Origin of the sequence: Nonomuraea sp. H19, from assembly GCF_052068215.1 — a bacterium.
Lineage (GTDB): Bacteria > Actinomycetota > Actinomycetes > Streptosporangiales > Streptosporangiaceae > Nonomuraea.
Genome location: NZ_JBQHCV010000042.1, coordinates 46302 through 57437 on the forward strand (window position 1 = coordinate 46302; position 11136 = coordinate 57437).

An 11136-nucleotide genomic window follows, 5' to 3' on the forward strand; every position below is an offset into this window, starting at 1 on the left:
GGCGCAACGCTAGTTGGCCTCTTCCGGGGCGGCACACAGACCCGCTGCCGACAGCCACGTTCACCTCAAGGGTCACCGCCATGTGCAACTCCCGGGATCGAACGATAGGAGAGCCTTCGCGGCGCTCTTCTTTTCACTTCATCCGGCAGTTTGGGTATCGGCAATAGCGCCAAGGCGAACGACAGGTCCGGATGCGGATGCAGGCCATCCTCGTCCTGCTCTGCCAGGCCCCGATGGATGAGGACCTGCGTCGTCTCCCAGTCCAGCGGCAAATGCTCCAGCAGTGGGTCATGGCGCTGGTGCAGCAGGTACAACAGCACGCATGCCTCCCGCGCCGACAGCGGGATCCGCGCCTGCTGCACCGCTCTCAAAGTGGCGTCCGCCTCCGGTGACAGCACGCGGGGGCGGGCTTCCAGATGCACATGGCTGTCCATCCGTACCACCTGCACGGCCGTGCCGAGCAGCCGCAGCGCCAAGAGACGAATCGCCTTGTCCACCCGCTGCAGCGGCCACCGCAACGCCTCGGCCAGGTCGGCCTCGGTCAACTGACCGTGCTGGGTCAGCGCCGCCTCGACCACCAGGTCATCGTGATCAGGGCGAGCAGCCGGGCCAGCGGGGTGACGACCTAGAAGTTCGCTCACCTCCATGTCCAGCATCTCGCAGACGCGGACAATCACTTCCACGCTGAGCGTCGCCGGAGCCGGATCCTTGCGCAAGACCTCCAGGGAGATGCCTGTACGCAGACGAAACTCGACCTCGCCGATGCGCAACTCGGCCACTCTGCGCTTGATCGCTTCGATGTCAAGCATCGCTGTCCTGCGCCACGGCACCATCCCACAAGGTTGCGGGCCCTCGGCGGTGCAGGGCCTGTCCCACTCGCCAGCAGCGCGTGCGCAGATCCCAGGGCAACTGCCCTGCGCGCCTGTCCAGGCACACAGGAGCCGACACCGCGACGAGCCGGCTCGTCGCGAGCAACTGCTGGCCATCCCGCCCGATGCCTGCTTCCAGCAGCGGGGCGAGGGCATCGTGCCCGCACAGTTGCAGGAAATGTCGGGCGGCGAGCATCAGCGAGCGAGCGTAGACCGGCACCCCGTATGTGAGTTTCTCGCCCGCGAGCCGGTAGCCCTGCACGGGTGATTCGACCAGGTCCAGCGTGGCGCCATCACGGCTCAACGCCGCCAGGCGAACCATCGGTAGGTCTGCGGGATCGGCTCCGGTGAACAGCGCAGCGGCCAATGCGGCTGCGTGCACGGGATGCAAGACGCCATCCCGGATGCGCTCAGCTTGGTCAAGGTCCAGCCGGGCCATCAGCCCGCGCCCGGTGGCGCGATCGAGGAGCGGTGGTACAGCGAGCAGCAGGCCGTGCGCGAAAAAGCCCGCCTGCGCGCCGCGAATGCGGGCGATGGCGTGCTCACGCGTGGGACAGTCGGCGACCAGATTGGCCAGGAACAGCCGTAGGCCCCGGTCGTTGTCCACGAGGTAGGGGTAGGGCTCTAGATGGACGGGACCAGGGTCGGATACTTGACGGGCGAGTGCGGCGGGTATGGGTGCTGCCGCGGCCAGTGCGGAGCGCTCCAGACGATCGTCCTCCTCCTGGCCAAGTGCCTGGAGGGCTAGCCGACTGGAGACGGACGCTTCCGGTGGATTCTGGAACTCGTCCTGGCCGAGAATCCAGGTGCAGGCCAAGTCCATGCCGTAGCCGTAGACGGCGTCCACTAGCTCAAAGCCTTGAGAGCCAAAGACCGCGTACTGCTTGTCGTCATGGTGCGTGAAAAGGCCGAGCCGGCGGTAGGCATCGGCCCGGAAGTTGGGAAAGTCACTGGCAGGGAGGGGCGGCAGTGTGCGCTTCTCCGCATCTTGCTCGGCGTACGGGCTCGGTTCCCGCCCTTTGCTGGTGCAATGCAGCGCGCGCGGCGGCGAAGCGGATGTCCGCCACGGTTTGCGGTCAAACCGCGCCGCGACGATGGCCTGTTGCAAGGACGGCATGAGCTTCCAGCCATGATGACCCGGCAGTTCCTCAGACCAGTCTCTGGAGGCCGTCGTATGCCAGACCATGGTCACGACGGCGTGCACGTCGGAGCCGAGTTCGATCAATCGGGTACGCTGGGCGCGCGTAAGCAGATGCGCCCGCATGACGATGAAGTGCCAAATGCCCTCTGCGTGCGTCCAGGCCGTGGCCGCGTGGCCAATGCGTATCTCCCTGCCGCCGGGACCGGCAAGGGCATTGGCCTGGTCGATGGGTTTTCCGAGCGCGTTCAAGACGTCCAGGCAGATGTCGCCGACGCCGCCGGCGCCGGGCGTGGGATGTATAGCGATAACACCAGCGGCCGGATCGTGGGCTCCCCAGGCAGTGTTCATACATGCGACATCGTCATCGGTATCCACGACGATGAAGACGGGGCGGTGGCACGGATCCGGCGTGGTCACGCCGCCCTCCTCGCTTTCTTCCCACCGAGCATACCCGCGACCTTGCGTAGTAGTCGCTCATTGATGACCTTGTCCTCTGGGTCATGCTTCAGCAGCCAATCGGCGTGACTGGTGATCTTCGCCCAATTGCGGAAGTTGCCGTGTCCACTGAGATTGTCGGCGAGCAAGATGAGTTCGTCGTCGACGTCACTCCATATCGGATGGAAGTCGGTTATCACGTTGAGAACTTGTTCGGGCTCCATCTTGCAGAACTCTTGCCAGATAAAGATGCGTGAGGAGAGCATGGGCTCGTTTTTGAGCACCTCGAAGCAACCTTCTCCTCCAACAAAGATCACGGCTATTTTGGTTTTGGGGTCGTCCCACAGAGAACGCCAGTATTCGAAACACTTCTTCGGCTGCCGCTGCGCCTCGTCGCACACGAGGACTCGGGGTTCTTCGGCGAGCACCTCCTTAAGCAGCCGATCGAATGGTGCAGGCCTCTGGGGAGGCTTACCGGCCACCCCTAGAGCGCTAAAAAGCGCTTCCCGAATAAAAGTCGGAGTTGGCCCGTCGCGGAGCTCAATGCGGTATGATCGATCGCACGCCAGGCATCGTAGCGCTTCATTCACACAGAAGGTCTTGCCGGTGCCAGCGTTTCCGTGGACGCACATCATCGCATTTTTTTCAATCACCTGCTGGATATAACTCTTCGTATGTTGCAACGCGTCAGTAGCCACCACCCTTGCGCCGGGCAGGGCCAGATAGTGATCTTCACTTGCTTCTGTCAGCAAACTGCGGCTCGGACGATCTTTCATGATGTTCCCTTTCCTTTGGATCCTTGCATCGTCTCTTGAGCTTTGCAGGGCACGGGTGTCATTGGCTGGAGGGCGGCTCGCCTTCCGCCCTTTTCAGACGGGCCGCCCGGGCGGTCCCCGGCACGACCCAGTCGTCAGGGATATCGGAAGCAAGACATGGAATGGGAATAGCCAAGGCCACCATTTCGTCATCGTCGATACGCCTGATGGTTGCTCGAGCTTCGGACGACGTCACCGCATTCAGGTGACGCGGCTCCTCCGGTTCGCTGACCGCCCCCAATCGTTCTCTGCGCTCTCGCCGTGCTTGTCCGCTGTCCTTGAAGACCTTCATCATGCGTCGCCGCTCTTGTGCTCGCGCCCTCTTCATATCGGCAATTTCCTCAGGGCTGGCTTCGTCGGACAAGTAGGCCGATCCCAGATAACGTTCCGTCGCCGCCTCGAACACCTCGATCTCGCGGTCGTGATAAGGCATCACCCGTAGACGAACTTGCAAGCCAACTCTGCCCTGCATCCAGTCATTCACATAGTAACGATTCTTGCGACGAATCCCCTTCTTTGTGATCTTTCGAGTCTCTTTCTCATCTTCCATGGTGAGCATCCGAAGATCATCCGGAGACACCTCATATATAGGTGTGGGATCTTCTTCCCAAAGCTGCGCTGGTGTTTTGTTAACACCTTCTACCCGATGTTCGAAGTTCCACTGGTGGATCCACTCGCGCAGCTTCGTCACGAATTCTTTGATGGTCAGCGGCGGCTGCTCAGGCTCCATTGGCTTGCCGTTGAGCTGCTTGGGGGCATGCGTGTAGCGAGGCAATGAACAAAAGAACATCTTCTCGGCGCTGCCATTCAGGTTCTCCACGGTGCCTTTAAGGTGCGGGTGATATCCCGGCTGAACATCAACGATGACCGCAAAACGCTGTAGCGCCTCCGTCACCGCCTTCGAAAGAAAATCTTTCCCGCGGTCCATGCGTACGCGGGCAGGAATGCCTCCAAACGGCATGTCAGGGTCATCGCATAGCAACGCAACACGCAGTGCGACTAATATCCCTTCTCTACTGGGAACTCCGGGCGTCACAGCCATCCCGCAAATGACGTTCTTCCCCGCGTCGATGAACCAGGTGATCCAGGGTTTACGCAGTTTTCCCTCGACCTCAACGTAGACGGGCACCTCAACATGGTCCGTCTCCCACACGGCGTTACGATGTTCGGCGGGCCGGCCAAAGTAGACCGAGTGTTCCCGCAAAGCCTTCTCACCAACACGAATCGCTGCCCGCTCACCAGTGGTCAGACCGTCCCGGAACGCTCGCTGAAGGGTAGACAGGCTCGGTGGTTGCGGCCCTCCATGTTCTGACTGAGACACCAACTCTCGATGGACCGCGGATACGTTTCCCTGCCAATACGCGTACCGTTTCAACAGGTCTTCGTTGAGCGCCAAGCTCGGCCGTTGCAGGCTCTCGTAGCGCCCCTCCAGTCGAGCCAGCCGCACATACCGCTGGACAGTTCGAACATGTTTTCCTAGAAGTTCAGCGACTGCCTTGATGTTCTCAGGCTTGAGCTCTCCGGTCCTATCCAAGAAGATCAGTCTTTGCACGGCGACCTTCCGCAGATAGTCGGCCTTCTCTCCGACTGTGCGGCCTCCAGCGCTTTCCTCGCCCACCAGGCGCACCTCACTGAATGCGAGTTATTTTCGGGTCTCTGCTGGTTTGATTGCCGAACTGCACTGAGAGCTCGCAATTACCGCAAGGCTACTAAGCGTAGCGCCCCCCGTCCACCATAAACGACAAGTTCGCGACCAAAGCACTTATGACCTGCCTATTCGTCACACTCTTGTCAGAGAGGAGCGCACCTCTGCAGCGCGGACATCACATGCAGGCCCTGCGACCTGGGCGACGACAACTATTGACCAGCTTTTATACCGGTCGCGAAGCCAGTCTTCCCCTATCAGGCACTTCGTCAGCGCATGTCGCTGGCTGGTCATTTAGCTGTCGCTAGGCAAAGGCGAACCTTTTTCAAGATTTCGCCCTAGCGATCTATCAAGGGAACAGAAACTGCCGCATGAGCTGGGCCGCGACAGCAACTGACGAATTGGCGGCGACACTTTCGTGCTCCGTCTCAGCTGGAAAACGACCTACTGCAGCAGCGCGGTGACAGCCTGCTGATCCGGCTGGTGATCCGGTCACTGCAACTGCTGATCGGGGAGGTCGGGCGCAAACGGGAGCGACACGCCCCCGCAGAGTCAGAACCGATCGTTCGCAACAACGAGCAACGCGGCAAGCTCGAGCGGCGGATCGCTGAGGCCACGCCCGACTCTGCTACCCACCCGACCGACGCGGGCCAGCACCTCAGCGAGGTCGCGACCGCGCTGCGTTCACTGGGCGAGGTGCCGGTCGCGGAACTGGAGCGGATGCTCGCGGCCAGCATCGACTCCGCAAACCACCGCATCGACCCATGGTTCCTCACCGTGCCGCAACGGCGGCTGGATGACCCGCGCTTCGCCCAAACCGTCCAGCGACGGCTGGGCGCCTACGGCTGGGTCGACGCTCCGGCGCCGGGACATCCGGGTCCCACCGCCGCCGGACTACTGCGCTCACCGTCGGCCTCGGCTTCCCTAGCCGCCGCCGTCCTGCGCGACCGCGCCCGGCGGCGGCCGCTGGGACCTGGACATCACCTCCCGCAGCGCCCGGGTCGCCGACCGGCTCGCCGAACACGTCCGGGTTGGCGCGCACCTGGCCGAAGCGCTCGGCCGTGAGGTCGAACGCATCGTCGCCCAGACCGCAAAGATCGAGCAGCTGCGCCGCCGCTTCCCCGTCCGTGCCGAACACGCCGGCCGACGGGTCTGCGACGGCCTGGCAGTGCTCGCTCAGCAATCCTTCCCCGTCTCCGTCGACGCCGGACAACAAGCCGCCCTGCAGGAACTACGAGACGGCCTGGATGCCTACAGCGACCTGCTGGTCGCCGACGCCGTACACCACCTGGTCGAGGGACGCCCCGAGGCCGCCGGAGCGGTCATGAACGGCGCCGCCGGACTGGCCAGGCCCCCCGAACTCGGTCTGCTGCGCACCCCGCGGGAGGGCCGGGCGGTGTCGAGCTCGGTCGTGCTGGCCCTGGCCCACATCCCGGCGGCGCCGTTGCCCGCCGACGACGACAGCCGGTCCCTGCTGTCGCCCGCCGGCACGCTGGACCCCTCGGTCGCCGCCTACCTTGCGGCCACCGCCGGAGCCGCCTCGGCGTGGGACTTCGAGGTGCGCCTGACCGACCCCGCGCTGGCCACAGCGATCCGCCGGGTGGTCCACCTCACCGAGCTCGATCTTGAACCGGCTGACGCGCTGGCGCTGACCCGCACCCGACTGGAGAGCCTGGCCGTCGAACGTGCGGCCGAACTCGAAGGCGTCGACCTGGGTGCGCCCGGAACCGACGGGATCGTGGTGGCAGGCACCGGCGGGCATCGCTACGAGCACGCGGCGAGCCTGGTGGGCCTGGTCGGGCGCAACCCCGCCGAGCCCCGGACGCTATCGGAGGAGCCTTCCACCGGGGACCCGGTGAGCCAGGGCGAGGTCGGCATCGATCCGCTGCTGCTGCAGCGCTACCTGGCCACTCGCGACGTCTGCGCCGCGCTGCTGCGCCGGCTGCGGGGGCAGGTCGAGCTGCTTGAGCCAGAGGCGGGGATCGGCGGCGCCGATCCGGAGGTCTTGCGCCGGCTACTGACCGCGTGTGCCGGTTGGGGTATCGCCCCTAATCCGCCGGACGAAGCAGCCGACCAGACCGAACCACCCGCCCCGGCCGACCAACGACGGGTGCGGCGGCTGGCCAGGGCGGCCGTGCTGGCGCTGGCGGGGCTGGCCGAACGGCTGGCCGCAGCCCCGAGACGGCCGACGGGCTGTCTCGGGCGGAGTTCCTCGACGCCGCCGCCGCGCTGGTCTCACCCACCGGACAGGTGGCGCTCACCGGCACCACACGGGCCGACGGCCTGCCCACCCTCCACCCCGCTGGCGACGGCGACGGCGACGGGTTGGACTCCTCGTGGCTGACCATCGTCGCCGCGGTCCGCCCGGCGCTGACCCGGCTCGAGGCGCACCAGCTCACCGAGGCCGCACCACTGCGGCCATGGACGAACCGACCCGGCGACCCATGGCAGACCAACCCATCCGACGGCCGCAGACTGATCGCCACGTACGCGGTGCCAGAGCTCGACCTGGCGAACATGACGGGGCAAACACCGATCGCGGTGGCCGCCATCGACCGGTTCAGCGAGGTGATACCCACAGCCGAGCAATACACCGGCGCGGCCTTCGGCTTCGACGCCCCGGTCGCCCGGGCCCAGCAGGCCATCCTGCTCGCCGTACCACCATCGACCCCCCAACCGCTCGACCAACGGATGCTGGTCCAGATCCTCACCGAGACCAGAGAACTCACGCGCGTCAGGATGGCGCGCCCGGTCGACCTGGACGAGCAATTCCGGGCCCTGACGCCCAGCGCACTGCTGCCTGCGTCCGGGGCGGTCGCGATACCACTGGAGGCACGTGAATGATCTTTGATGTGGTGCTGCGGCTGGAGTCGGACCCCCATCAGAGCGACCTCGCCCGAGGCTGGGCCGCCGAAGTGGCCGACCCGCTGTGGCTGCTGGGCCGGCAATGGCAGCTCGGCGAGCACCAGGCAGAGGACGCCGCGTCCCCAGTGAGCGTGGAGATCCTCGCACGGAGCACACCGATCGGCGCCGCCGCCGGACAGCCCGGTCTCGACCCGGCCACCGTCCCCGCCGAGGCGATCATCGAATCCGAGCCGCAGGACTGGTGGACCATCGGCCGCCGAGTACGGATCGGGCGCGCCGTGGCGACGGCCGCCAGCGGCGGCGGTGTCAGCCTCCCTGATGAGGAATCCCTATTGCTGGCCGAACTGCCCGTGCCCTACGACGGCCTCAACGGCACCGGCCCGGACGGGCGGATCCTGTGGCAGCGGCGCACGGAGCTGGGCCTGCCCGATTCCTGGTTCGGCGACCCCGGCCCGCCCCGGACCGAGCCGGTGGACCTATGGGACCCCGCCGAACTGAGCTACACCGCGACCCTGCCCGCCGGCTCGGCGACGCTGGTCATCGACCGGCACGACGGCGGTGCCCTGGACTGGTTCAGCGCCGACGCCACCGGGCCCCTCGACAGCGCCGACGCCGCGACGACGATACGGACCACGCCGGGACGGCTGCGCTATCCCAGCGCGCCGCTGCCCCGCTGGTGGCAGATCGAGGACGCCCGGGTCTCGATCGGCGGCCAGGCTCCGGATCGGGCTGGCCTTGCGACCCTCGTCCTGATCGACCTGATCGTCAACCACTCCGACGACTGGTTCACCTTCGCCGTCCCGGCTCCTACCGGCACGATCGCCACCTTCGACCAGGTGAAGGTCCTCGACGCGTTCGGGGATTGGTGGCCGCTGGCACCCCCGCCGGACTGGAGCCTGTTCACCACTACCGGGCTCGACCCGCGCTCCCTCGTCGTGTGGGCCACGGCGCGGACCCCGCTGGTGGGACCCATCCTCGATGAGGTGGTGATTGGCATCGATGAGGACGCCAACCTGGTCTGGGCCGTCGAGCAGGTCATCGCAGGACGGACCATGCCGACCCCGCCAGCACCCCCTGCCCCGCCGCCCGCCCAGGCCGACACCACCACGCGCCGAGCGTTCGACTACCTTCCGATGACACCCATCCCACCACACTGGCACCCGTATGTTGTCGAGAACGATGTCGATGGGCGTCGACGGTTCGTCCAGGGCCGCGCCGCGGACCTGTCCGGACCAGCCCCCGTCCTGATGCCCGCGCCCACCTCAGACCTGCTCACCGATCCGCGGCACCAAGACGGCCAACCCATGCACCAGTTGGAACCCGGCGCGATTCCCGCCGACGGGCTGCGCGTGGAACGGCGGGCCATGCTGGCCCGCTCCACCACCGGGCAGCCCGTGCTGTGGACACAGCGACGCCGACAACCTCTGCTCACCCCTCCAACGTTCGGCCTTCGCTTCGACCTGCTGAAGCCCGACGATCCGGCGTAGCCACAAGCCCCGGATCATGGACGAGCCGCTTGCGTCGTCAGCGTGTTGTGATCTCGCGGTGTTATTGCATCAAACGCAATTCAGCCATGTTGAGATCGGATGGGGCCAGATCTGGTCTGAGACCTCGCCAGGACGCCAACCGCAGGTGTCGGTTGGCGGTCCACTCCATGGCGCGCACCTCCCCAACGAGCTCAGGCCGGACCCAACGCACACCATGGACGGGCTCATCCTGCGGCTGGCCCGTGAACGGATTGCGTTGCTGCTGCAAGGGGCGCAACCGGGTGGCCAGGTCGGTGCGCATCGCATCAGTGAAGCCGGTCTTGACGGTGCCGACATACGTCAGCCGCCCGGCACTGTTGGGCAGGCCGAGCAGCAATCTGCCCACCCGGCGGCCGCCACGGCCCGTAGCCCTCCAGCCGCCGATCACCGCATCGGCCACCTGCGAATTCTTGATCTTGCGCCATGCCGGCGAGCGGCGACCCGGTCTATACGGTGCATCCGGCCGCTTGCAGACGATGCCCTCCAGGCCGAGCTGGCGGGTGGCGTCGAGAACGGCCATGGCGTCGTCGAAGACCGCTGACACCTGCCAGTGAGTTCCCGGCGTGATGAGGCCTTCCAACCGTTCACGCCGCTCGCGGTAGGGACGGCGCACCAAGCTTTCCTCGCCGGCATACACAAGGTCGAACGCCATGAACGTCACCGGTACGACCCGGATCAGTTCGGCAACGCGCGCCGGTCGACTCACATGCAGGCGCCGTTGCATCGCGGCGAACGAGATGCGGCCGTCCGGGCGAAGGCTACGAGCTCGCCATCGAGAACCGCCCGCTTTCCTCGGACGGCTCCGGCAAGCCGCTGCACTTCCGGAAAGGATGCCGTCATGTCCAGTCCCTGGCGTGAGCGCACCCGAACCCGGCCGTCCTCCACGTACATCAGGGCTCGCGCACCGTCCCACTTGATCTCGGTGAGCCACTCTCCGCTCTCATGAGGGGGCGACCAGACCCCGCAGGAATGCCAGCCAGCCGGCCCCATCCTCGCTGGAGACCACGTCGATGCCGAGGATTTCGCGGTGTCCGTCGGCGTTGACGCCGGTCGCGACCAGGGCGTGCACGTTGACCGTGCGCCCGCCCTCACGCACCTTCTGCGTCAGCGCGTCGATCCACACGAACGTGTACGGCCCGGCGTCCAACGGCCGGTTGCGGAACTCGCTCACCATCTGATCCAGCTCCCGGGCCATCACGCTGACCTGCGACTTGGACAGCTTGGTCACCCCGAGCTGCTCGGCCAGCCGTTCCACCCGCCGGGTGGAGACGCCCAGCAGATAGGAGGTGGCCACCACCGAGGCCAGCGCCCGCTCGGCCCGCCGCTGCCGCTCCAGCAGCCAGTCGGGGTAGTACGAGCCCTGCCGCAGCTTGGGGATCGCCAACTCGACGGTCCCGGCGCGGGTGTCCCACTCGCGTCGCCGATAGCCGTTACGCGAGTTGATGCGCTGGTCGGACACCTCGCCGTAGCCGGCGCCGCAGCGCTGCTCGACCTCGGCGTCCATCATCATCTGCGCCATCCGCACGACCATCTCGCGCAGCACATCGGGCGAGGCCTGCGCCAGGCTCTCGTCGAACCACTCGCCCTCAGCAGGCAGAATGTCCATAGCGGCCACTTCTCGTTCTCCTTCTTATGCCTTCGACAGCTGTGAAGGATCGCGGAGTGGCCGCCCTCATGTCACATCGATCTTCCCTCACGGGCATCAAGGTGACGAGTAGGTTCAAACCCGTACACCACTCCCGTGGACGCTAACCAACTGACAATGAGGTGCCCAGCAGATTCCAGACAGTCGGCTACATAAGCTGACAGAAGTCTGGAAGAGGTAGGTACGTGACGAGGC

General features: G+C 65.8%; 10 protein-coding genes and 1 pseudogene. 4 read left to right on the forward strand and 7 right to left on the reverse strand.

Annotated elements, in window-relative coordinates:
• Positions 1 to 65: 65 nt before the first annotated feature.
• From ACTMTI_RS51390 to ACTMTI_RS51405, 4 genes are read right to left on the reverse strand one after another with little or no spacing between them, the layout of a single operon-like run.
• Complete coding sequence (locus tag ACTMTI_RS51390; protein ID WP_441128216.1) at positions 66 to 809, reverse strand: hypothetical protein; 744 nt, start codon at positions 807 to 809, stop codon at positions 66 to 68.
• Positions 802 to 2427 carry a hypothetical protein gene (locus tag ACTMTI_RS51395; protein WP_441128217.1) on the reverse strand — a complete coding sequence of 542 codons (1626 nt, stop codon included), beginning with the start codon at positions 2425 to 2427 and terminating at the stop codon, positions 802 to 804. Before ACTMTI_RS51395 ends, ACTMTI_RS51390 begins: the two co-directional genes overlap by 8 nt.
• The gene (locus ACTMTI_RS51400) at positions 2424 to 3221 is read right to left on the reverse strand and encodes an AAA family ATPase (protein ID WP_441128218.1); all 798 of its coding nucleotides are present in this window, start codon (positions 3219 to 3221) and stop codon (positions 2424 to 2426) included. The genes ACTMTI_RS51395 and ACTMTI_RS51400 overlap by 4 nt, the downstream gene beginning before the upstream one ends.
• A 58-nt stretch (positions 3222 to 3279) precedes the next feature.
• Positions 3280 to 4878, reverse strand: a complete 1599-nt coding sequence (locus tag ACTMTI_RS51405; protein WP_441128219.1) for a Mu transposase C-terminal domain-containing protein — start codon at positions 4876 to 4878, stop codon at positions 3280 to 3282.
• 510 nt (positions 4879 to 5388) lie between these two features.
• On the opposite strand from ACTMTI_RS51405, the gene ACTMTI_RS51410 reads away from it, so the two are divergent.
• The 4 genes from ACTMTI_RS51410 to ACTMTI_RS51425 all read left to right on the forward strand — a co-directional run bounded on the left by ACTMTI_RS51410 (position 5389) and on the right by ACTMTI_RS51425 (position 9257).
• On the forward strand, positions 5389 to 5970 hold the full coding sequence (locus tag ACTMTI_RS51410; RefSeq protein ID WP_441128220.1) for a hypothetical protein: 582 nt from the start codon (positions 5389 to 5391) through the stop codon (positions 5968 to 5970).
• A gap of 103 nt (positions 5971 to 6073) precedes the next feature.
• Positions 6074 to 7249, forward strand: coding sequence for a hypothetical protein (locus ACTMTI_RS51415; RefSeq protein WP_441128221.1), 1176 nt, complete (start codon positions 6074 to 6076; stop codon positions 7247 to 7249).
• Entirely contained in the window at positions 7231 to 7749 is a 519-nt protein-coding gene (locus ACTMTI_RS51420) for a hypothetical protein (RefSeq protein WP_441128222.1), read from the forward strand. Before ACTMTI_RS51415 ends, ACTMTI_RS51420 begins: the two co-directional genes overlap by 19 nt.
• Positions 7746 to 9257, forward strand: a complete 1512-nt coding sequence (locus ACTMTI_RS51425) for a hypothetical protein (protein ID WP_441128223.1) — start codon at positions 7746 to 7748, stop codon at positions 9255 to 9257. The genes ACTMTI_RS51420 and ACTMTI_RS51425 overlap by 4 nt, the downstream gene beginning before the upstream one ends.
• A gap of 61 nt (positions 9258 to 9318) precedes the next feature.
• On the opposite strand, the gene ACTMTI_RS51430 is transcribed toward ACTMTI_RS51425, so the two are convergent.
• The 3 genes and pseudogenes from ACTMTI_RS51430 to ACTMTI_RS51440 all read right to left on the reverse strand — a co-directional run.
• Positions 9319 to 10020 (reverse strand): ATP-dependent DNA ligase, encoded by a 702-nt coding sequence (locus tag ACTMTI_RS51430; RefSeq protein WP_441128224.1) that lies wholly within the window; start codon positions 10018 to 10020, stop codon positions 9319 to 9321.
• The gene (locus tag ACTMTI_RS51435) at positions 9999 to 10286 is read right to left on the reverse strand and encodes an ATP-dependent DNA ligase (RefSeq protein ID WP_441128225.1); all 288 of its coding nucleotides are present in this window, start codon (positions 10284 to 10286) and stop codon (positions 9999 to 10001) included. The genes ACTMTI_RS51430 and ACTMTI_RS51435 overlap by 22 nt, the downstream gene beginning before the upstream one ends.
• Positions 10246 to 10902: pseudogene (locus tag ACTMTI_RS51440) on the reverse strand (IS256 family transposase); the annotation flags it as partial. The pseudogene ACTMTI_RS51440 and the gene ACTMTI_RS51435, both read right to left, overlap by 41 nt.
• Positions 10903 to 11136: the final 234 nt, after the last annotated feature.